The sequence below is a fragment of the Slackia sp. CM382 genome (assembly GCF_000293015.1).
In the GTDB taxonomy this organism is placed as follows: domain Bacteria; phylum Actinomycetota; class Coriobacteriia; order Coriobacteriales; family Eggerthellaceae; genus Slackia; species Slackia exigua.
This window is the reverse complement of sequence record NZ_ALNO01000016.1, coordinates 313584-335073: the sequence shown is the minus strand read 5'-3', so window position 1 is coordinate 335073 and position 21490 is coordinate 313584. Positions and strand designations below refer to the sequence as shown.

Genomic DNA, 21490 nt, shown 5'->3' with positions numbered 1-21490 from the left:
GGCCCGGCCGACCGATGGAATCTCGTGCGCGCGCACTGTCGGCATGCGCATAGCAGGCGGACGGATCGCAGAATCGAACCGGTCTTTCGGTCCGCACCTATACGATGCGGAGGAAACGAAGGCTACGCTTCTGCCGCCGCGGCGCGCGTCTTCGCCTCGATTCGGAGCGAACCTTCGGCGGCTGCATGCGTGCGACGTGTGAGCAGATAGAAGAACGGCGTGTCGAGTGCGGCGAGGATGAACTTGATCAGGTACTGGCCGACCATCATCGCGCCGAGCTGCGGAAGCATGGCCGAGTCGAAGAGCCAGCCGAACCCGATGCCGAACGCGATGCCGACGAACACGACGGTATCGATGATCTGCGACGTCATCGTGGATGCGTTGTTCCATATCCAGCGCCAGCGCGGGTTAGCGGTAGCGCCGAGCACGCGGTTGCGAATCTTATGGAAGATCCAGACGTCCCACGACTGCGACATGAGATAGGCGGCCATGCTGCCGATGACGAACACGACGTTCTGCCCGAGCAGCGAATCGTAGGCCGTCTGCATGGCGGGGTCGGCCGCGGGAAGCTGCTGCGTGAACACGATGAGCAGCGTTGCCAGAAGCTGACCGGCGAATCCCCAGTATACGATCGTCTGGGCTTCTTTGCGCCCCCAGACCTCGCCGATGACGTCGGTCATAAGGAAGGTGATCGCGTAGCAGAGCGCGGCGCCGGGAAGCACGATGGTGCTTCCGAACAGGGGAATGCCCGTCTGGATGGTCTTGCCCGTCACGACGTTTGAGATGACGAGGGCGACGACGAAGACCATCGCGCAGAGTAGCAGGTTCTCATTGGTTCTCTTCATGAAGGGTTCCTTAGTTTTTTTAGGTTGGATGGTTTCGAACAACCTCCCGGTGCCGCCGGGATCGGGCTTTTCCATTGCGCCCGCGAAGGGGCGCGATGCCGGATTATAGCGCAGATGCGCCGTTCGGTGCGGAGGAATAGCGAATCGGGTCTTCCGCGCCGTTCGCATGAAACGCCGCGATGCGGTCGAGGCATGTTCCGCACGTGCCGCAGGCGACATCGCCGCCCTCATAGCATGACCATGTGAGCTCGTAGGGAACTCTCCGCTCAAGACCGCAGGCAACGACGCCCGCTTTGGTGTCGTTCACGAAGGGCGCCTCAAGCATCACGTTGCCGTAGGTGCCGATGCGCATCGCGTCGGCCATGGCGTCCGTGAAGGCGGGCGAGCAGTCGGGGTAGGCGTCGCCTGCCGCATCGTCGGCATGCGCGCCCAGATAGACGGCGCAGACCTCGTCGGGATAGAGCGATGCGGCCAGAGCGGCTGCGGCGGAAAGCATGAGCCCGTTGCGGAAGGGCACGTAGGTGTTCGGACGTCCGGCCGCATCCTTCTGGTCGGCGTAGGTGCCGCGTGCGACATCCTGCGCGCTGCCCGCCATGAGCGCGTTGTCGGAATAACGAAGCACGCTCGCGATGTCGAGCACGTAATGCGCGACGCCGTAGCGTTCGGCGACGGCCTGTGCGGCGTCGAGTTCCTTACGGTGGCGCTGCCCGTAGAAGAAGGAAACGGTGGATACGTTCGCCGTGCCGAAGCGTTCGACGGCAAGCGCCAGGCAGGTGGTGGAATCGATGCCTCCGCTCGACAGCACGAGCGCGCGGGTCGGGCACGTGGGCGACGAGGCATGCATCCCGCCGGAGACGGGCAGCGAAGCTGCGGCCGGGGCGTTTTCCGTCATCTTGGATTGCCCGCTCATGCGCGGGCACCGTCGCCGCGGTCGAGGTCGGACAGCTGCGCGAACATGCGCGATACCGCGACGTCCTGGTAGCCGAACTTCGGATTCGCCCAGTTCGCAAACGGATAGATGGAGATCCCTCCGCGCGGATAGAACATGCCGCGGACCTCGATGTACTTCGGATCCATGAGCTTTGCCAGATCGTTCATGATGATGTTGGTGACATCCTCGTGGAAGTCGCCATGGTTGCGGAAGCTGAACAGATAGAGCTTGAGCGACTTGCTCTCGACCATGCGCACGCTGGGGATGTAGTTGATGTAGAGCGTGGCGAAGTCAGGCTGGCCGGTGATGGGGCAGAGCGTCGTGAACTCGGGGCAGCGGAAGGTGACCATATAGTCGCGGTCCTGATGCGCGTTCTCGAACGTCTCCAGCACCGAAGGGTCGTAATCGTTCGGGTACGATGCGTGCTGGTTGCCGAGCAGGGTGATGCCTTCGGCTTCGTGCTCGCGCGTTTTGGCGGCGGCTTCGGTAGGCGTCATGGAGCTCCTTTCATGTCCGTGTCGCCATCCATTCTAGCGTCGGGCCGTGCAGGACGCGTGGACGGACGGTGTGTGCATTGCATGCCCTATGCCGGAATGCGCGTGCGACAGGCGATAGAATAAGGGGAACGCAGATGCCGAGCACGATGAAGCCCGGCGTGCCCATAGGGATCGGGAATGTGCGCGCCGTCGCGCGGGAACGAAGGGAAGATGCATGGCAGGGGAAGCACGGACGAGGTCGACCGAGGCTGGACGTCCGCATGGATCCTCCGAGCATGCCGATGACGCGCGGTCCGGTCGCAGAGGCTTTCGCAGCGTGCGGGAACGCATGCGCCTGGGAGAAGCGCCCGACTTCATCCTGTCCGAGATCGCGGGCGCGCGCGATGTGCCTTCCTCGCAGGCAGGGCGGACGCCGCTTGCCCTGCGCGTTTTCGGCATACTCAGCATCGTTGTGGGAACCGCGGTCGTCGTTCCCCTCGTCTTCTTCATCCTGCGCGCCTTCGTGAGGTTCGCCCTGGGCCGTTTCGAGACCTGGTCGACGGTCACCTTGGTCGTGGTCATCGTGAACCTGGTGTCGGCGGCGGTGCTTATCGGGATGTTCGTGCTGCTGGGAGTGAGGCTTCTGCGCAGCAAGCGGCGTCTGGCGGCGGAGCTTGCCTATGCGATGACCGGCGTCGATTTCGTGGTTGCCGCAAGCTATGTCATGCTTCTCGGCATGGACTGGATCGCGCTTTTCCTGGTCGGCGTCGCGCTCTTCCTCGTCACGCTGTCAAGCTATATGGATCCTTCTTTGGCGCAGGAGCGAGAGCTTCAACGCCGTCTGCGCGACATGGATGCGCGTTCGCAGGCGGAAGAGGGGACGATCGGACGCGATGAAACGGGACGCGGCTACATCGCGCTCAATTTCATCAACCTGTTCTGGATATTCACGATCTGCAGCGTCGTGGGGCTCGGGCTTGAGACGGTCTACCATCTGGCGCTGTATGGAGAATGGCAGGATCGCGCGGCGACGGTGTTCGGGCCGTTTTCCATCATATACGGCGTGGGCGCCGTGCTCATCACGATCGCCCTCAACCGCTTCTATCGGAAAAACCCCTTGATCATCTTCCTGGTCGCAGCCGTGATCGGCGGCGCATTCGAGTTTTCCGTCAGCTGGCTTATGCAGATGGCGTTCGGCATTACGTCTTGGGATTACACGGGCACCTTCCTTTCGATCGGCGGACGTACGAACGGGTTCTACATGACCATGTGGGGGCTGCTCGGCTTGGCGTGGGTGAAGCTCGCCCTGCCGCGAATCCTCAGGCTTATCAACCGCATCCCCTGGAACTGGCGGTACGCGGCAACGTCGCTTTGCGCAGCGGTCATGATCGTCGATTGCGGCCTGACGCTCGTCGCGCTCGACAGCTGGTTCAACCGGCTTGCCGGCATTCAGACGAATACCGAGATCGAGCGGTTCTGCGACGATCGATTTGACGATGCCTTCATGGAGCATCGCTTCCAGACGATGGCCATCGATCCCGAAACCGCCGTGCGCGGCGACTGACGCCGTCCGCTATGCGCCGAGAGGATGCTCCGATTTCGTCGGGTTCTGGTTTTGGAAGCCATGCGCCGAAGCGTTCCGAATAGAATCGCGGAATGGTTCCGTATATCAAAGACGGGAGACGCTTAGGTCTCCCGTCTGCAGTTTCATGGTCGGGTGAACAGGATTCGAACCTGCGACCCCTTGACCCCCAGTCAAGTGCGCTACCAAGCTGCGCCATCACCCGATATGCAATTCATGCGTCTGCTTGACGCAAGGAAGTATTCTACCGTTTCGAATCGTACGGCTCAAGACCGATTTTCAAAACCAGCATAAGTCGAGCTTCGAGTCGGCTTGCAGCCCCGCACGTCGCTGATCGCAGGGGCCTTTGGCGTAAAGCCTCCATTCCCGTGCAGGTGCGAGGCCGGCAGGCATGTCGGCGGCATCGGCCGATTCATCGGCCACGGTGCCCTTATATATCCCATGCGAGCTGGTCGGTGTGCAGCCACGCCTCGGCCGTCGGCGAAAGGGGCTCGCCGATCCAGTCGGCGTAGAGCTTCTGCACATCCGGGTTCTCGTGCGACATGCGCAGCACGTCCGCTCCGTCCAGCGCGTTCAGGACCGCAGCGCGTTCCTTCGCGAGTTCCTGATTGAAGGCGATCGGTTGCCCGCCGCCTCCGACGCAGCCGCCCGGGCAGGCCATGACCTCGACGAAGTCGAACTCGACCTCGTCGGCCGCCAAAGCGTCGAGCAGCTTCGAGGCGTTTTCGAGCCCGCTTGCGATCGCGATGCGCACCTCCATGCCGCCGACATCGAGCGTCTTGGATGTCCAAGGCTCCTCGGGCGTCGCTGCGGTGCAGTCGGTCGCTTCGATCGGCAATGTCGTTCCCGTTATCAGGTAGGCCGCCGTGCGTAACGCCGCCTCCATCACGCCGCCCGTGCGCCCGAAGATCGTGCCCGCGCCCGTCGACGTGCCGAGGGGATGGTCGAACCCCTCTTCGGGCAGCGACGCGCAGTCGATGCTGAACATGCGCAGCATGCGGTCGAATTCGCGCACGGTCAGGACGGCATCCACGTCGGTTCCGCCCTCGGTCGAAAGCTGCGGCACGCCGGCCTCGTACTTCTTGGCGACGCACGGCATGATGGAGATGGTGAACAGCTTCCGCCCTTCGGCTTCCGCCTGCTCGCGAAGCGTGTTCTTGATCGTGGCGCCCAGCATCTGATGAGGCGATTTCGACGTGGACAGCTGCGGGGCGAAGTCGGGATAGTGCTGGAGGGCGAAGCGCACCCAGCCTGGGCAGCACGATGTGAACATCGGGCGCTTCTTGCCCGCCTTCACGTATTCGACGAATTCGCTCGCCTCTTCCATGATGGTGAGGTCGGCGCCGAAGTCGGTGTCGAAGACGCGGTCGAATCCGAGGCGGCGCGCGGCGGCCGCCATGCGGCCCTGCGTCGCGAGCGTGCGATCAAGCCCGACGCCTTCTCCCCAGCTCGTGCGTACGGCAGGCGCGATTTGCACCACCGTTTCGACGGTCGGGTCAATGAGCGCTTCCATGACGCGGTGGATGTCGGTGCGCGCCGTGAGCGCTCCGGTGGGGCAGTGCGTGATGCACTGGCCGCACAGCGAGCAGCCGGCATCTGCGATAGGAAGGCCCTCGCGCACCGTGACCTTCATATGCGGGCCTGTGCCCGTGAAATCCCATACGGCGCAATGCTGGTTCTTTTCGCAGACGGACACGCAACGCATGCATTTGATGCACTTGGACGAATCGCGGCGCAGCGGGAAATCGTGGTCCCAGTCGCCGGCCTTCGTCTGGTTCGAAGGGAAGGGGAGGTTCCACGCTCCCAAATCGCGCGATATCTGCTGCAGCGCGCAGGTGTCGGCGCGCAGGCAGCTCGTGCATTCGCTGCGATGTTCGGACAGGATCATCTTCACATTGCTGCGGCGCGCGGTGACGACTTCGGGCGTGTTCGTGCGTACCTCCATGCCTTCGGCGACCGGGGTGGTGCACGAGGCGGGAAAGCGGTCTTCTCCTTCGACTTTCACGACGCAGACGCGGCAGGCGCCTATTTCGTTCAATCCCTTGAGCTCGCAGAGCGTCGGGATGGTGATGCCGGCTTCTCGCGCGGCGTTCAAGATGGTGGTCCCTTCGGGGACGCTGACGGGCGTGCCGTCGATCGTGAGCCTTACCATTTGACGGGCCTCCCTCCGCGCAGCGTTCCCATGCCGTAGTGATCGCAGCGCAGACAGCGGCTGCATTCCTGCTCGGCTTCCTCATCGCGCAGGGGTATCTCGACGCCGTCGAAATCGTGCGCGCGATCGAAGACCGAACGCTCCCGGATGTTCACGCGCCCGCAGGCGAGCTTGGAATCGAATGATACGGGCGGGATCTCCACCTCGTCGTAGACGTCGTGGTGGAAGCCGAGGAAGGCATCGATATTCGCCGCGACGGCCTTGCCTGCATCGATGGCGCGGATGACCGTCGAAGGACCGGTTTCGCAGTCGCCGCCGACGAATACCTTGTCCATGCCGACGGCGCGTCCGTGTTCGTCGGCCTGAAAGTGGCCGCGTTCCGCAGGCAATCCCTTGGAGGTGAAGTACTCGTATTCGATGACCTGCCCGATCGCCTCGATCAAAAAGTCGCATTCGAATGCGGTCTCCTCGGCGCTCGTCGGCTTGGTACCGGGACGTCCGCCCCGATAGAGGCCGGGCATCTGCGGTTGGACGACGAGGCGGATAGGCTTGTCGGTGCCGGCGTCCACGCGCACGGGCGACATGAGCTCGACGATCTCGCATCCTTCCTCGACGGCGGCGTTCACTTCTTCGGGAAGCGCCGTCATGTCCTTCTTGCGGCGGCGATAGACGCAGCGCACGCTGGCGGCGCCCAGACGCTTGGCCGTGCGCGTCGCATCCATGGCCACGTTGCCGCCGCCCACGATGACGACGTCTTTGCCGGCCATGTCTATGGGGCGGCCGGACGACGAGCGATGCAGGAACTGCACGGCCGAGAAAACCCCTTCGCGCGTGGCGTAGTCGATACCGAGGTCGCGGAAGTGGTGCGCGCCGATGGCGACGAACACGCAGTCGTGCGATCCTTCCACTTCTTCCCATGTGACGGTCACGCCGACCTTGGTGTTGTAACGGACTTCCACGCCGAGCGACAGGATCGCGTCGATATCGTAGTCCAGATTCTCGGCGGGCAGGCGGTAGCGCGGGATGCCGTAGTACATCATGCCGCCCAAGTGGTCGTTCTGCTCGAATACCGTGACGTCATGGCCCATGAGCGCCAGGTAGTATGCTGCCGAAAGGCCGCTCGGGCCGCCGCCGATGATGGCGACGCGCTTGCCGGTGGCAGGCGCCTTCGCCGGAGCGGGCACGAATCCTGCCGTCAACACCGCGTGCTGTTTGATGGCGCGGATGTTGATGGGCGCATCGATCATGCCGCGACGGCAGGTGGCTTCGCACGGATGCTCGCACACGAATGCGCAGGCGCTCGGGAAAGGATTGTCGTTGCGGATGACGCGCACGGCATCCGCATAGCGCCCGGCGCGCACCAGGTCGATGTAGGCCGGGATGTCGATATGCGTGGGGCAGCCCTTGACGCAGGGCACCGATGTGAAACGCTGCTGGCAGATGCCGCGCTCGAGGTGCGATTCGGCATCTTCCTTGATGAGGTCGGCGAAGGCAAGACCGATCCGTCCGGCTTGAAAGCCGATCGCGCAGTCGGATGTCGTGTAGAGGGCCTGGCAGGTGTCCATCAGGCGATCGACGATGCCTTCGCCACCTTTGCCTTCGAGGATGTTTTCCAGATCGTCGGTCAGCCGGCGGAGCCCGATGCGGCAGGGCGTGCACTTGCCGCAGCTCTGCGATGCGCAGAGGCTGAAGAAGCCTGCGGCGGCCTCTATAGGACAGTTGGCGTTGCCTGAGACGTTGAGCCTGCGGATGGCCGAATCGGTGATGACGCGGCTTTCGCGATCGGCGTCCGTAGGCGCGAAGATTGCGAGTCTGCTCATGATCCCCCTTGGTCATGGTGTGGTCGCTATCCGTCGCATGATACGCGAACAGCGTACGTCCGCGTAACGTGATGCGCTTTGATACGTATTTTTAACGGGGGATGGTCGGACGCGATGCGAATGCGCATATTCGCACGGGCGCATGAAAAGAGGCGCCGCTGCGATGCGGCGCCTCTCGGAGCGGTTCTTCGCGCACGACTCCGGATGAAGGTCCGGCGATCGTGCGCGCGAGTCCTTAGGCTGCGGGCAGCTCGCCTTCGGCGATGCGCTCAAGAGCCTGGTTGTGATCGCGGGTGCCGGTGAAGACCTCATGCTTGTAGGGGTTCACGCCGAGCTTCTTGGCGCGGTAGGCGATGTAGGCGATGGCCGCGATGTTGGCGATCAGGGCGATCACGGACACAGTGGTGTTGGTGGACGTGCTGAGCGTCGACTGGACGGCGAAGACGCTGTCGAAGCCGAGCTCGGGGAAGGAATCCTGGAACTGCGGGAACACCTGGGCGAACATGCACCAGATGGCAAGCGTGTTGGCGCGGTTCTGGATCCAGCCGCCCTTGTTCCAGAGCGCATTGGCGACGGTAGGGGCGAGCAGCAGCGCCAAGCCGCAGTACCACGCGTGGTTGGGCAGGCAGTTGTAGGTGTAGCAGAAGTTCCACAAATCGTAGGAGATGATGAAGACCCACGTCATGTCGGCCCAGATCATGTCATCCTTCTTCTTGGACGTGTAGACGGCCCACCAGCCGGTCATGCAGAAGATGTTGATGAGGCCGGCGACGCCGTTGAAGACGTTATGCCAGCCGCAGAGCTGGGTGGCATGCTCGGAGGTCACCCAGGCGGCCGAACCGTTGTCGAGCAGGAAGTAATCGCCGGAGAAGTAATGGGCGGCGCTCTCGAAGTCGGACACGACGGCGATCAGGATGTTGATGGCCACGATGACGAACGGGAAGGCCTTGAACCAGGTCGCTTTGCCCAAGCGCCCCCAATGGTACTTGATGATCATGAAGCCGATGCAGCCGGTCAGCGCCGCATAGACTTTGGCGTAGTGGAACCAGCCGTTCTGGAAGAGCACCGTCGGGTTGTTGACGGCCCATTCGGCTCCGCCCGCTGCTCCCACCGTGACGGCGATGCAGTAAATCGTCATCGCGATCGGCAGCGCCACGAACATGATGATTCCGCCGGTCTTGGAACGACGGGCGAATTCATTCAAGAGGATAAGGCCGATGAACACGATGGCCCATCCGATCCATTGGAATATGGCGTTGTCGCCATACACTTGGAACAGCATAGCTGTCCTCCCTTCTGTTCTCATCCGCCTCCCAAGCGGATGCATCCTCGTCTCCATGCCGCCGAGGCCCTTCGGCTTCGGAGCATCTCCCCTTCGCGCCCGCGCCCCTGCGAGCGGGACGGCGGTTTCAGCTTTAGTTCTTCTGACCGGCTTCGGCCGCGCCTTCAAGCATGTAGCTTCCGTCCAGGTCGAGATGAAGCGTCTGGGCCACCAGGCATTCAAGCACCTCGTCATCGGCATCGGGATGGTGACGGATGTAGCCGATCATCCCGACGATGAGCATGTAGAAGGTGTCGTAGATATGGTCGATGCGGACATGATGGAACCGCCCGTATTCGATCGCGGTGGTCTCGGTGACATAGCGTGCGACGGCTTCGGCCGTGCGCGAGAGGAAGTCAAGATAGAGAGCGGCGTTCTCCTTATTGGTGAGCGCGTGGCGGAACGCGTCTTTGTCGAAGATCGCGCGTCGCATGAGGGTGATGCAATCGTGGAGCGCGCTCTGCACGTCGTAGCGGGTGCGGGATTCGTTCCAATGTTCGACGAGCTCGATGAAGTCGTCCACATACGCGTCAAGGACAGCTTCGATGACGGCGTCCTTGTCGGCGAAGTAGTAATAGAACAGCCCGCGGGCGACGCCGGATTCGCGCGCGATGTCCTTGACCGTGGTATGGGCAAGGCCGCGTTCTTCGAAGAGGCTGCGTGCGACTTCGACGATCTGATGCCGGCGGTCGTAGCCGTTGCTGCGGGATGCGGCTGTCTCCTCGCGTCCGTCGACGGACATGCGGTTCACCTCGCTTCATACGTACGTCCTGATGGCGTTTCCGTTTGATGCGAATATGGTAACTTTCAGGATATTCTATGGTCAATGTACACATACCGAAAAATGACCAATGAGCAACGTTTTCATTTCAAAAATGAAGAAAAGGCCTCCGCAGGGAAGCCTTTTCCGATGAAGCGCCGCAAGGAGGGGTTCGGGCGCGCTTCTGGTGCGAAATGCGTTATTTACCGAGGTATTCCGCAGCGCTCTTCATGGCGAGACGTCCGGAATTCATTGCCCAGGCAGCCTGGGAACCCGGTGCGAACTTCACGTCGTAGGAGTCGCCGTACAGGCCGCCTGCATCGGATCCGCCCGCGTAAAGGCCGGGAATCACGTCGCCGTCGTCGTTGAGCGCCTGGGCGAACTCGTTGACCTTTATGCCGCCGCAGGTGGTGTAGAAGCCATCGGCGACCTCGCAGAGCCAATAGGGGCCCGACTCGACCGCGTGAAGGTACATGGCGCGCTTGCCGAATTCCGCATCGGCGGACGTGTCGTCGCCGTCGAGGCCGGAAGCCGCTTCGCAGTATCCGTTGTATTCGTCGACGGTCGCCTGCACGGCGGCCGCGTCGAGGCCGACCTCCTTGCAAAGCGCGGCGAGGTCGTCGCCGACATGGCATCCCGAAGCCTTCTGCAGGTCTTCGCGGGCATTGGAAAGCGGCGTTCCGGGAATGCCGAAGGAGAAGCACTGCGCGTACGGGCCGTTCTGCTCCCATTCCTGCATATCCGCCTCGGTGAACAGGACGTAGGTCTTCTCCTGATTGCGCATGGCTATGCCAGCACCCGCGAAGTCGTCGCGCCAGAGGTCTTCTTTGCAATAGCGCTTGCCGTTCTGGTTGATCCAGAGGGTGGGCTGCACGCCGGCGGTGTATGCATCGGTTGTCCAGGTCGCCGTGATCGCACCTAGGGTGACCGGTCCACACCACATGACCGTGCCCAGACCTTCCGCCATGGCCGCGCCGGCGTCCTTGGCCATCTTGATGCCGTCGCCGGAGCGGCAGTCCATGCCGAGTGCCTGGATGTTGACGTTCTTCGTCTCCGATACGGCATAGAGGAATTCGGAGTTGTTCGCGTATCCGCCGGATCCGATCATGACAACGGGCGCTTCGATCTTGATGACCTTGCCGTTCTTGTCGACGGCCAGGATGCCTGCCGCCTTGCCGTCTTCGATGATTATCTTGCGGGCATTGGTCTCGAAGTGGACCTCGACTCCCAGGCGATCGGCCTCTTCGCCGAACGTCTTCATGAAATAGCCGCCAGGGCTGGGACTGTCGCCCTTGTCGTAGACATGCCATATTTTAGGACCGGCGCCGATGGCGATGACCTCGGCGAATTTCTGCCCGTGTCCCTCCAGCCATTCGATGGTCTCGGCCGTTTGGCCGAAGAAGTTCTTGTATAGGCTGTGCTGCGGAATCCAGTGATGGAAATTCATGCAGGTGTTCATCGCGTTGTTCACATCATAGACGCGATCGGGGAAGTAGGCGCCGGCGAACATGGGCGGTTCATCGACCAGATAATGCGATTCGAGCGCCGTCATGCCTTCGGTTCCGATGAACGAACCGCCGTAGCCCGCGAGGCGTTCGACGATGATAGGCTTAAGGCCGAGGTCGACAGCTTGGATGGCCGCTGCAAGTCCGGTGCCTCCTCCGCCGATGATTGCGACGTCGGCCGTAAGCGTTTCTTCGGGTTCGCCGACGGCTTCGAGTTCCCAGACCTTGTCCTCGGCGTTTGCGGCAGGTTTCGTCGCGCCGGTCTCTGCAGATGCCGATTCGGTTGCGCCCGTCGAGGCTTTCGGCGCGCAGCCTGCAATCGCTCCGCTCAGACCTGCGGCGACGATGCCGGTTCCGACAAGGAAGCTCCTACGGCTCAGGTTCGTGCGTACGTGCTCGCGCTTCGTCGTCATGACGATCTCCTCTCCATTCCGTTCCCTTCGAACTCCCTATACATACAAAGTACGTGCGGTATAGTTCCTAATCAATGAACTGTAAGTTCTGCATTGAAACGAAAGGTGAGTTCATATCGCATCGCGTGGTCGAGGTCTCGGCGGGGAGGCGCCTATGAATACCGATCAGTTCAAGCACTTCGCCTTGGTTTACAAGCTTCGCAGCTTTACCTTGGCTGCTTCTCAGGTTCCCATGTCGCCTCAGGGTCTTGCGAAATCCATTCGCAAGCTCGAGCAGGAATTCGATGTGGAGTTCTTCGAGGCCGATGCGTCGGGCGCCCGCGTCCCGACTGAATTCGGCGATCGCATGATGGATTTCGTCAACGAGGCAGAGCTTCAGCGTGTCCAGCTCGTTTGGGAATTCGATCGGATTCGCGCCAGAAGGCAGAAGCGCGTGCGTGTTGCGTCCTGCCTAGGAATATCCGGGTTCATCGGCTTGCGGTTGAAAGAGGCTTTCGAAGCACGGAACCCCGATGTGCGCATAGATCTTATCGAGCTCAGCGACGATGCCTGCGACGAGGCCATCTCGCTCGGACGCGTCGATCTCGGCTTCACGCTCGCGCCGTTCGACGGGAGGCTTGCGAACGTTCCTTTGTTCACGGAGCCGTTCTATCTATGGATCAACGTGAAGGATCCACGTTCCAAGAAGGAGTGCGTGACCATGCGCGATCTGGATGGGGCATGCGTTTCGTCGTTCGGGGACGGGATCAAGTGCGACGCGGTTTTGAGGAAGAGACTTGCAGAGGCGGGCTCTGCGCCGACGTTCTTCAATTCGCCCGAGGTGTATTGGCACTACGAGAACGCTTTGCTGAATCGATCGATCGGGCTGACCGTCCAGCATTTCGTGGCGCTGAAGGCGTTTTGCGCCAGCGACGAGGTCTGTGCCGTGCCGCTCGATGAACTGAACTGGTCGATCGGCTTGTCCTACATACCTTCGCACGTATTCGCCGAACATGAGGCCCGGTTCGTGGATTTCGTGACGACGCATGCAGAAGCCATGGCGATCGAAGCGCGCATGCCGGCGTGCTGATGAAGCGGCATGCGTAGAGCCGTCGCGATCAATAGCGGAATAGTTCGGATTTGATTCTCTCGATGATGGAGCCGTCGGCAGGAAGCCATGCCACCTCGTCGATGGTCGAGGCATCCAGCCAACGTGCGGAGGCGTGTTCGAGCAACGTCAGATCTCCTTCGACCACATGGCATAGATAGCATCGCATGCTCAGGTGGAAGGCGGGGTAATCGTATTCCACGGTCATGAAGTGCGAGTCCACGGCGATTCGCGTGGCAAGCTCCTCGCGAATCTCGCGCGTAAGCGCCGCTTCTGGCGTCTCGCCCGCCTCGATTTTGCCTCCGGGGAATTCCCAATCGCCTGCGAAGTCGCCATATCCGCGCTGGGTTGCGAATATCTTGTCATCGTGCCTGATGATGGCCGCAACAACATCAATGGTTTCCACAATTCCCCTTTCCGTCGTCGGATTATTGTAGTCGATCGGATAAAGGAAGCAGCAGACTCGTTCTCCGAGGCTCCGAATCTGGCCGATAGTTCTCGCATCCATCTCGTTATCGGCTGCGACAAAGCATATGAGCTGCGAATTAATCGTTTGCTAATAGTTAGCGAATAAAGAATGAAGATGACCTCTATAGAGGTTATGCACACAGCTTTCTATACTTGCTTTCATAGGGGGACAACTGAAGGGAGAAGACATGGGGGCTTCGAACGAAAGCTCATCCGAGCGCGTTCCGCATTGGGGGATGGTTATCGATCTGTTCAAGTGCATCGGATGCGACGCGTGCACCGTTTCCTGCAAGGCGGAGAATCGGACGCCGCCTGGCATTACGTACAACGTGGTGCTTGAGGAAGAAGTAGGGGTGTATCCCAATATGCGCGTGCATATGACACCTAGGCCATGCATGCAGTGCCAGGATGCGCCGTGTGTAGAAGCATGTCCGGTAAAGGCGTCGTATCTTGGAGAGGACGGCATCGTCGTAATCGATGCCGACCGCTGCATCGGATGCCGATACTGCATTGCGGCCTGTCCCTACGGGGCGCGTTCGGTAGATGAGGGGATGTCGTATATCGCTGAGATGCAAGCTGCCGATCAGGTAGTGGTTCCCGAATACGGTGTCGAGCGTTCGGGATCTGCTGAAAAGCGGAACCTGCAAGGCAGCGTTCGAAAGTGCACGTTCTGCTCGCATCGAATCGCCCATGGAGAGGTTCCGGCTTGTTGCGAAACATGTTTGGGGGATGCTCGCGTGTTCGGCGATCTGAACGATCCCGATTCGGTTGTTTCCAAGCTCGCGTCCTCATCACGTGCATCGCGGCTGAAAGAGGAGCTGGGCACCAATCCATCCGTCTATTACTTGAGGTGATGACCATGGCGTCTAATGAGGTAAATACCGCGACGGGTAGGCATGCCCTTTCTCGAAGGGCGGCGTTGGTATGGGCTTCGGCGACCGTGGTCTTGATAGCTCTGGGGGCTCCGTTTCTGTTCATTCGATTGTCTGAAGGACTTATGGCTGCCGATACCACGAATCGCGTTCCATGGGGTTTGTGGGTGGTCGCGTATACCTGGTTTTCGGGGCTTGCCGGGGGAATGTTCCTCATATCGTCGCTTTGGTATCTGTTCAGAATCAAGGCTTTTGCCGCCATCGCACGGCTTTCTCTGGTAGGAAGCCTGGTCTTTTTAATCGCATCTGCAATTCTCATCGCTCTTGATCTAGGAGTATTGGGCAATGTCGCAGGAGCGCTTTTGTTCTTTCGTTGGTCGTCTGCTCTTTCCTGGGAGGTCAAGCTCTGCACGGTGCTCCTGATTATCATGACGGTCCAATTGGCTCTTGTCGTTACATGCGGATCCGTGCGCGAAGAGCAACGAGGAAATCGTAATTTCGCTATACGCGTCCTTGCGGGGGTGGGCGTGGCGCTTTCGTTCGTCGGCGTGCCAAGCGGCACGGGAATGCTGTTCGCGGCCGTAGGCGCCCGTGACCTTTGGAGCGGCGGCGCGACCGTCGTGTCGTTCTACGCTGCGGCCTTGGTCATGGCAGCAGCGTTCCTTCTCATCGTCTGCATCGTCTTGGCTCGCCTTAGGCATGAGGCTCCTGAACGCGGAGCGACGAAAGGGCTGTCGTACGTGCTTCTTGCTGCGTTGGCCGTATCGATATTCGTAACGTTCTTCCAGCTAATGTCCTCTTTGTTTCCTGTCGAATCGTCCGGCGGCCAGGCCGCGCGGCTAATCTTGATGGGCTCTTTCGCTCCGTTGTTCTGGATAGGAGCGGTAGGGATCGGTTCCGTCCTGCCCATCGCCTTAGCAGTAAAGACCCTGCGCAAAGGCGGTGGAACGTGCGCTGCGATTGCGGGTTTCTCGGCGTTGATCGGTGTTTTCTCATTGCGTTACGCGTTCGTGACCGTCGGCTTCCTCGTTCCGTTGCTGCCCGGCCTTCCGACGGCTTCGTATGTTCCGAGCGTCTTCGAAATAGGCGTGGTGGTTTTCGCTTCGGGTATCGCGCTAGGCTTATTCGGCCTTTTTATCAGGCTCTTCGATCCTGCCTCCATAGGAGTGGGCAGAAACGGGACGACTGTGGCTTGGGGCGATGCGAAGCAGGTTATTGGAGGGGGAGCCGAAAAATGAAACAGGAGCAGTTCGATGTGAGGACCGGCCGGCTAGAAAACGTCGCCGAACCGATAGACGATCGGTTCGGGACGCCTTCCCGACGGGCGATCGTCGGCGCGGGATGCGCCGTGGCTCTCGGTGCGGTTGCTATGGGAGCAGGTCTTGGCCTGCATGTGACCCATGATGACCCTTATACCGACGATGCGCATGGGCGCGGGGATTCTACGGATTCCTACACGGCCGAAGATGTGATCCTGTCGATGTGCAACGGATGCAACACCTCATGTCCTATAAAGGTGCGCATCTGCGATGCGGCGGAAGACGCCGACGGCGCGACACCGTTGCTGCGCAAGATATCGGGCAATCCGTATTCGCCACTGAACACGCAGCCGTATGCTCCGATACCCTATGAGACCTCTCCTCATAGCGCTTTGGTTCCCGACGGCTCGTTCAAGACGAAGGGACGCTCTGCAAGCGGCGGCGTTACCTGCCTCAAAGGACAGGCGGGCATTCAGATCGCCCATAATGCCCTAAGGGTCACCGAACCTTTGAGGCGCGTCGGAAAACGCGGGGAAGACGCATGGGAGAGCGTGTCATGGGATACGGCGCTTGATGAAATCATCGGAGGATCGAGCGCCTTGGGCACGCCGGGCATCTCCTCGTGGTGGGCGTACGCTCCCAAGGAGAAGGTCGAGGCGGATGTCGAGCTGATGAAATCCGGTTCGATGTCCAAGGAGGAATTCGACGACAAATGGCGTGACACGCTGATCGATGTCGATCATCCCGACTTGGGACCCAAATCGAACCTGCTGTGCTCGTTCGGAAGCGACCGAGGATTCATAAACAGCCGGTTTGTTCAAAAGGGTCTCGGAACCATTAACACGTATGGGCATGGCGGCGTGTGCGGGTTCACGGGTGCCGTCAGCAATGCCCGCACCCATCCGACCACCGGCTTCAATCGCATGTATCCCGAGATAGACTATTGCGAATGCCTGATTATCTGGGGCACCGAACCGATGACGGCGAATAAAGGTCCTACCTGGTTCGCCCCGCGTCTTTCGGTCGCCCGTGCGCGCGGCATGAAATTGTTCGTGGTCGATCCGCGGCAGGGACGCAGCGGAACGAAGGCGGATCTATGGCTTCCCGTCATCCCTGGGAAAGACACGGAACTCGCATTCGCCATGGCGTCGTGGATTTTGGCGAATGAGCGTTATGACGAACGTTACCTTTCTGCTCCAGGAAAGAAGGCGGCCGATGCTATCGGTGAACCTACCTGGTCGGATGCAACGCATCTTGTGGCTATAGACCTGCCGAACCGACCTGTGGTTACAGCTAGGCTCCTTGGTCTGGTCGATGACGGCATCGCCGACGATGCACGCTTCGTGTTCGTCGACGGAGAGCTCGTTTTGGCGGACGAGGTCGAAGGCGCTGCAGACCTGCGTGTCGATGCGGAAATAGAGTCCGACGGAACGACTATGCGTGTGAAGAGCGTGTTTTCTCTGCTCGAGGAACGCATAAACGAACGGTCGATCGAATACTACGCCGAGGAGTGCGGCATCGACGTCTCGATCATCGAAGAGGTAGCGCATGAGTTCACGTCGCACGGGAAGCGTTCAGCCATCACATCGTACCGCGGTCCTTGCATGCACACGAACGGATACGATGCAATACGGGCGATAAACTACCTGAACTTCCTCATCGGCAATAACGATTGGAAGGGCGGGAATCTCGCTTCCGGTGCGAAGTTCGAGACCAATAACGGCCGTTACGACCTGGTTTCGGTTCCTGGCGGATATAAGCCGTGGGGCATAGCGGTTTCCCGCCATAACGTTCCCTATGAAAAGACCTCGTATTTCGAGGAGGATGGGTATCCTGCCAAACGGTTGTGGCTATCGTTGTCCACCAATCTCATACAGGAAGTGGTGCCCACGCTGAGGGCGGGTTATATTTACGACCATTTGGGCGCGTTGTTCATGCATCGGTACTCGCTTGTGGACTCGGCGCCGGGCGGCGATCGTATGGCCGATGTGCTGACCGATACCGAGAAAATCAAGCTCATCGTCGCATTCGATGTGGAGATAGGCGACACGGCGCGCTATGCCGACTTCATTCTGCCCGACCGCACATTCCTTGAACGGTTCACGCAGGAAGGCATCTATCCCACGCAGCCGTTCAAGCTGCTTCCGCTCGGGCAGCCGACGACACGGGCGTTCGATGGACCGCGCCCGACCGAGGCGGTGTATATCGAGCTTTTGAAAAGGATGGGAAAGCCAGGGGTGGGAGAGGGAGCCATTCCGAAGGGGAAGAACGCTTCGGACGATGCTCCTTCGGCTCTGGACAACGAATACGATTACTGGATGAAGCTGGTTGCGAACGTCGCTTATTCCGGAGAACCAGTTCCCGATGCCGATCCCGATGAACTCGACCTTTTCGAGAAGGTACGTTCTCGGGCTTTGCGCGGCGGGTTCGATATCGCGCAATGGAAAGCGGCCGTGACGCCGGAGGAATGGCCGAAGGTGGTGTATGTCCTCAATCGAGGAGGACGCTTCGCTCCTGCCGACCGTCTTGCGGGAGACGGCTTCGAAGGAGAATGGCTCCAGTACCGCTATGGCGCGCTTTGCGCGTTCTACGACCCCAAAACGGCGGCGACCAAAGACGCCTTGAGCGGCAAGAACCATGATGGGCTTGCGCATACGACGCCGATCACGTACGCGGATGGGACCGAGGTGGAAAAGCCCCGGGAATTCCCACTGGCCATGATTACCTGGAAGGCGCGAGCCAACGGCACGTATCGTCTGATGCCTTCGTCATGGTTGCGTGAGGTGGAGACCGAGAATTTCGTATGGATGTCACCGTCAGACGCCTTCGATCGCGGTCTTGAGAACGGGGATGCCATAGAAATATCGAGTTCGACGGGCATTGCTCGAGGCCACGTGAAGGTGACCGAGGGCATTCGTCCCGGCGTCGTGGGCAGCTCGTATTCGTTCGGGCATCAAGGGTCGCGCGCCTATCCGATCGTCGTCGATGGCATCACGTATGATGCAGCGCCCGATTACCTTGTCGAATCGCGCGTGAAGGACGGAGAGATTCCTGGACACCAGGAAACAGGATTGGCCGGAGGCCGAAATCGGGGATTCAGGCATAATGCACTTCTGCCAGACGATGTGCTCGAAGGTGGAGGAGGGCTTATGGACCGCATCGGGGGTGGCGCTGCTCAGCTCGACCTATGGGTCGAAATCAAGAAGGCATAGCTCGTGCGAAGGGCAGGCGGATTCCTCGCGTGCCCTTCGCATGTTCGGGTATCCTCGTTCTAAAGATCTTTAGGCCTGATGCGTCTGAATCCTGATGGATGGAAAGGCCGGTCTGCCGAATACGAACCGAGAAATCGCCCAGGAAAGATCGAGGGCTTGCATGGTGCAGCATGACGCGAAGTCGAATATCGGGTTGAAAACCAAGATCATTGGGCTTTTAGGAGCAGTGCTGCTTGCGCTTGTCTTGGTGGATATCGCTTGGACGTACCATACGCAAAAGCAAGCGACCGAGGGCGTCATGCTCCAGGAGTCGCGCATACTCGTCACGGAAATGAATGCGATATGGAAATTCGTTTCCATAAACCAAGATGCCATCAATCATTCTGCGGACGGATCATACGACTACAAGGGTCTGCACTGTGCTCTTGCCGGGGAGGAAGTAGCCACGTTTTTTTCGGACGATTCCGATTACTCGATCCGATTCACCCGTCTTTCTCCCCGCAATTTGAAGAACTCCCCGGACGCTTACGAGAAGGAGGCCTTGGATTATTTTGCGGATAATGCCTCGTCGGATGAATACTATGGTTTCTCCGATCAAGGCGGGCAGTCTGCGTTTCGCTACATTTCGGTCATGAGAGTCTCGGAGAACTGCACGGAATGTCATGGAGGTCCCGTTGGAGAGATCGATCCGACGGGGTTCCCGAAAGAAGGCTGGGAAGTCGGCGATATGGCCGGAGTCGTAAGCGTGACGGTTCCTACCGACTGGTATTTCTCCAACATGTACGATGCCATCATTCGAGGAGTGCTGTTCTTCCTCGCGACGATGGTCTGCATGGCGGGGATCGTTTACTTCGCGCTTACGCGTCTGGTTACGAATCCGCTTTCGAATCTGAGGCGGACGTTCGTCAAGATGTCGTCGAAATCATCGGGATCAGGTCTCGATACCGCCGTCGAACGCGTGCGTTCTGTCTATTCATCGACCGAGATAGACGATTTGCTTGCGCAATTCGAGCTTATGGCCGAAAGCCTATCGTCGATGTATTCTAACCTCGAGTCGCAGGTGGAGGATCGGACGATGCGGCTTTCCATCGCCAATGAAGAGCTCGAGCGCCAGAGGCTGCATGTGGAGCGCATCAACGATCGGCTTAAAAGAGAAAATCGGTTCAAATCGGATTTCCTTGCCATCGTAAGCCATGAGCTGCGGACCCCGCTCACTTCCATTCTCGCCTTTGCCGACTTGATGGAGGAAAGCGTTCCCCCGAGCAACGAGCTTGCGCGCACTCAGCTTGGAGAAATAGGGAAAAACGGACGCATTTTGCTCGAAATGGTCGACAACGTGCTGGAAACCGCGCGAATTCAAGTCGGGTCTGAGAAGCTCAATCTGGAATGGATCGACTTGGGAGACGTGGTGGGCATGGTCGAAGCCTCCAGCCGGCCTCTCGCCGAGAAGAAATCGATTGAATTCACCGTTGCCATAGATGCGGATGTGCCGGTTATCCGAGGCGATTGGGAGAAGATCCGGCGGATTCTTGTGAACCTCGTCAGCAACGCGATCAAATTCACCGAAAGAGGAGGGACGGTCCATGTCGGGGTTTCCTATGATGGACCCTCCGAATCGGTTGCGCTTGAAGTCGTTGACGACGGAATCGGGATACCCGAGGATAAATGGGACTTGGTTTTCGAGCGGTTCTCTCAGGAGAATATGTCGACGGTAAGGCGTTACGGTGGCAGCGGATTAGGATTGTCTCTGGTCAAGGAACTGTCCCGAATGCTGGGCGGATCCGTTTCCTTGATCAGCACGCCTGGTTTGGGCAGTACGTTCACGGTGCGACTGCCGATCAAGCAGGAAGGTGACGTACATGACGAAGATCATGCTTATCGATGATGACGAGAGCCTGCAGATTCTCGTCGGGCAAATCGCGGCAAGGGATGGCTATGAATACTGCTGCGCTTCGAACGGCGTCGATGGGTTGGATATGTTGCGTGCTGAGCGCCCCGACTTCCTCGTTCTCGATGTCATGCTTCCTGACACGAATGGATTTGAAATCTGCGAGCGCATCCGCGCCGAGGGCGAAGAGCTTCCGGTTCTGTTCCTGTCATCGAAGGGGGATATCGTCGACAAAAGCATCGGATTCAAGGCAGGGGCTGATGATTATCTGGTGAAACCGTTTCAACCTATGGAGCTTTCCTTGCGTATCAAAGCGCATCTGAGACGCAGGGTTTCTACGCCTCGAAACAGTTCTCGTGCTGGCGGCGGCCGCGGTGTCTATCATGTGGAGGACCTGGAGATCGTTCCCGGGAAATACGAGGCGCGCCTTCGGGGAGAGCCGGTCTCGCTTTCTGTGCGCGAGTTCGAATTATTGGAGCTGCTTGCGTCCGATCCAGGAAACGTGTTCACCCGCGAGCAGATCATCCGACATCTGTGGGGCGATGCCGCGGCTGCTGATCCAAGCAGCATCACCGTGTTCGTGCGTAAAATCAGAGAGAAAATCGAAGACGATCCGTCGCGGCCGCGCTACCTCACCACCGTATGGCGAGTCGGATACAGGCTTGCCGAAGACTAGGTATTTTGCAAAACAAGGCCAGACCGATACGCGAAGCCCATCGAGCATGCGCATCCGCTTTCGATTGAACGCGAAGATTCGGGCGTATCCGGAGGCATTGCCGAAAAGACAGCACTATAATGCGCGTGCAGCTAAGGATCCGCATCGACGGCTGCGCTCAGGAAGCCGAAGCTCCACCGCAGGCGATGATGCACGATCGGGCAGCATCCCCTGACCGTGGAGG

General features: G+C 59.7%; 16 protein-coding genes and 1 tRNA gene. 7 read left to right on the top strand and 10 right to left on the bottom strand.

All coding sequences use genetic code 11. From position 1 onward, the window contains the following. Positions 1–122: 122 nt before the first annotated feature. From HMPREF1155_RS06730 to queF, 3 genes are all read right to left on the bottom strand, one after another. A complete protein-coding gene (locus tag HMPREF1155_RS06730) occupies positions 123–845 on the bottom strand; it encodes a queuosine precursor transporter (RefSeq protein ID WP_009078242.1) in 723 nt (240 codons plus the stop codon). A 103-nt stretch (positions 846–948) separates the two neighbouring features. Further along, positions 949–1755 carry a 7-cyano-7-deazaguanine synthase QueC gene (queC, locus tag HMPREF1155_RS06725; RefSeq protein WP_009078374.1) on the bottom strand — a complete coding sequence of 269 codons (807 nt, stop codon included), beginning with the start codon at positions 1753–1755 and terminating at the stop codon, positions 949–951. After that, the gene (gene queF / locus HMPREF1155_RS06720; protein WP_009078501.1) at positions 1752–2273 is read right to left on the bottom strand and encodes a preQ(1) synthase; all 522 of its coding nucleotides are present in this window, start codon (positions 2271–2273) and stop codon (positions 1752–1754) included. Before queF ends, queC begins: the two co-directional genes overlap by 4 nt. Before the next feature lie 214 nt (positions 2274–2487). Between queF and HMPREF1155_RS06715 the strand changes: the two genes are divergently transcribed. After that, positions 2488–3816: a putative ABC transporter permease gene (locus tag HMPREF1155_RS06715; protein ID WP_009078144.1), complete on the top strand. Its 1329-nt coding sequence runs from the start codon at positions 2488–2490 to the stop codon at positions 3814–3816. A 146-nt stretch (positions 3817–3962) separates the two neighbouring features. On the opposite strand, the gene HMPREF1155_RS06710 is transcribed toward HMPREF1155_RS06715, so the two are convergent. The 6 genes from HMPREF1155_RS06710 to HMPREF1155_RS06685 all read right to left on the bottom strand — a co-directional run bounded on the left by HMPREF1155_RS06710 (position 3963) and on the right by HMPREF1155_RS06685 (position 11805). After that, a tRNA-Pro gene (locus HMPREF1155_RS06710) sits at positions 3963–4039 on the bottom strand. A 225-nt stretch (positions 4040–4264) separates the two neighbouring features. Continuing rightward, positions 4265–5986 carry a [FeFe] hydrogenase, group A gene (locus tag HMPREF1155_RS06705; protein WP_009078316.1) on the bottom strand — a complete coding sequence of 574 codons (1722 nt, stop codon included), beginning with the start codon at positions 5984–5986 and terminating at the stop codon, positions 4265–4267. Beyond that, positions 5980–7806, bottom strand: coding sequence for an NAD(P)-binding protein (locus HMPREF1155_RS06700; protein ID WP_009078489.1), 1827 nt, complete (start codon positions 7804–7806; stop codon positions 5980–5982). Before HMPREF1155_RS06700 ends, HMPREF1155_RS06705 begins: the two co-directional genes overlap by 7 nt. A gap of 235 nt (positions 7807–8041) precedes the next feature. Then, positions 8042–9088: a DUF5692 family protein gene (locus HMPREF1155_RS06695; RefSeq protein WP_009078438.1), complete on the bottom strand. Its 1047-nt coding sequence runs from the start codon at positions 9086–9088 to the stop codon at positions 8042–8044. Between the two features lie 133 nt (positions 9089–9221). Continuing rightward, a complete protein-coding gene (locus HMPREF1155_RS06690; protein WP_006361313.1) occupies positions 9222–9869 on the bottom strand; it encodes a TetR/AcrR family transcriptional regulator in 648 nt (215 codons plus the stop codon). A gap of 217 nt (positions 9870–10086) precedes the next feature. Continuing rightward, positions 10087–11805, bottom strand: coding sequence for an FAD-binding protein (locus HMPREF1155_RS06685; RefSeq protein ID WP_009078677.1), 1719 nt, complete (start codon positions 11803–11805; stop codon positions 10087–10089). Positions 11806–11959: 154 nt separating this feature from the next. Here HMPREF1155_RS06685 and HMPREF1155_RS06680 point away from each other — a divergent pair, with 154 nt between their 5' ends. Then, complete coding sequence (locus HMPREF1155_RS06680) at positions 11960–12874, top strand: LysR family transcriptional regulator (RefSeq protein ID WP_009078503.1); 915 nt, start codon at positions 11960–11962, stop codon at positions 12872–12874. 28 nt (positions 12875–12902) lie between these two features. Here the strand turns inward: HMPREF1155_RS06680 and mutT are convergent, their stop codons facing one another. Continuing rightward, positions 12903–13298, bottom strand: a complete 396-nt coding sequence (gene mutT / locus HMPREF1155_RS06675; protein WP_009078536.1) for an 8-oxo-dGTP diphosphatase MutT — start codon at positions 13296–13298, stop codon at positions 12903–12905. Between the two features lie 250 nt (positions 13299–13548). Here mutT and HMPREF1155_RS06670 point away from each other — a divergent pair, with 250 nt between their 5' ends. From HMPREF1155_RS06670 to HMPREF1155_RS06650, 5 genes are all read left to right on the top strand, one after another. Next, on the top strand, positions 13549–14214 hold the full coding sequence (locus HMPREF1155_RS06670; protein ID WP_009078730.1) for a 4Fe-4S dicluster domain-containing protein: 666 nt from the start codon (positions 13549–13551) through the stop codon (positions 14212–14214). Between the two features lie 143 nt (positions 14215–14357). Beyond that, positions 14358–15470 (top strand): NrfD/PsrC family molybdoenzyme membrane anchor subunit, encoded by a 1113-nt coding sequence (gene nrfD, locus HMPREF1155_RS06665; RefSeq protein WP_009078547.1) that lies wholly within the window; start codon positions 14358–14360, stop codon positions 15468–15470. Further along, positions 15467–18703, top strand: a complete 3237-nt coding sequence (locus HMPREF1155_RS06660; protein ID WP_039993457.1) for a molybdopterin-dependent oxidoreductase — start codon at positions 15467–15469, stop codon at positions 18701–18703. The genes nrfD and HMPREF1155_RS06660 overlap by 4 nt, the downstream gene beginning before the upstream one ends. A 160-nt stretch (positions 18704–18863) precedes the next feature. Next, complete coding sequence (locus HMPREF1155_RS06655; RefSeq protein WP_039993456.1) at positions 18864–20588, top strand: ATP-binding protein; 1725 nt, start codon at positions 18864–18866, stop codon at positions 20586–20588. After that, positions 20563–21267, top strand: a complete 705-nt coding sequence (locus HMPREF1155_RS06650) for a response regulator transcription factor (RefSeq protein ID WP_039993455.1) — start codon at positions 20563–20565, stop codon at positions 21265–21267. Before HMPREF1155_RS06655 ends, HMPREF1155_RS06650 begins: the two co-directional genes overlap by 26 nt. Positions 21268–21490: the final 223 nt, after the last annotated feature.

Bases quoted from the DNA above. Each gene is read 5' to 3' on its own strand.
- HMPREF1155_RS06730 (WP_009078242.1), bottom strand. From the start codon at position 845: ATGAAGAGAACCAATGAGAACCTGCTACTCTGCGCGATGGTCTTCGTC.
- queC (WP_009078374.1), bottom strand. From the start codon at position 1,755: ATGAGCGGGCAATCCAAGATGACGGAAAACGCCCCGGCCGCAGCTTCG.
- queF (WP_009078501.1), bottom strand. From the start codon at position 2,273: ATGACGCCTACCGAAGCCGCCGCCAAAACGCGCGAGCACGAAGCCGAA.
- HMPREF1155_RS06715 (WP_009078144.1), top strand. From the start codon at position 2,488: ATGGCAGGGGAAGCACGGACGAGGTCGACCGAGGCTGGACGTCCGCAT.
- HMPREF1155_RS06705 (WP_009078316.1), bottom strand. From the start codon at position 5,986: ATGGTAAGGCTCACGATCGACGGCACGCCCGTCAGCGTCCCCGAAGGG.
- HMPREF1155_RS06700 (WP_009078489.1), bottom strand. From the start codon at position 7,806: ATGAGCAGACTCGCAATCTTCGCGCCTACGGACGCCGATCGCGAAAGC.
- HMPREF1155_RS06695 (WP_009078438.1), bottom strand. From the start codon at position 9,088: ATGCTGTTCCAAGTGTATGGCGACAACGCCATATTCCAATGGATCGGA.
- HMPREF1155_RS06690 (WP_006361313.1), bottom strand. From the start codon at position 9,869: ATGTCCGTCGACGGACGCGAGGAGACAGCCGCATCCCGCAGCAACGGC.
- HMPREF1155_RS06685 (WP_009078677.1), bottom strand. From the start codon at position 11,805: ATGACGACGAAGCGCGAGCACGTACGCACGAACCTGAGCCGTAGGAGC.
- HMPREF1155_RS06680 (WP_009078503.1), top strand. From the start codon at position 11,960: ATGAATACCGATCAGTTCAAGCACTTCGCCTTGGTTTACAAGCTTCGC.
- HMPREF1155_RS06670 (WP_009078730.1), top strand. From the start codon at position 13,549: ATGGGGGCTTCGAACGAAAGCTCATCCGAGCGCGTTCCGCATTGGGGG.
- nrfD (WP_009078547.1), top strand. From the start codon at position 14,358: ATGGCTGCCGATACCACGAATCGCGTTCCATGGGGTTTGTGGGTGGTC.
- HMPREF1155_RS06660 (WP_039993457.1), top strand. From the start codon at position 15,467: ATGAAACAGGAGCAGTTCGATGTGAGGACCGGCCGGCTAGAAAACGTC.
- HMPREF1155_RS06655 (WP_039993456.1), top strand. From the start codon at position 18,864: ATGGTGCAGCATGACGCGAAGTCGAATATCGGGTTGAAAACCAAGATC.
- HMPREF1155_RS06650 (WP_039993455.1), top strand. From the start codon at position 20,563: ATGACGAAGATCATGCTTATCGATGATGACGAGAGCCTGCAGATTCTC.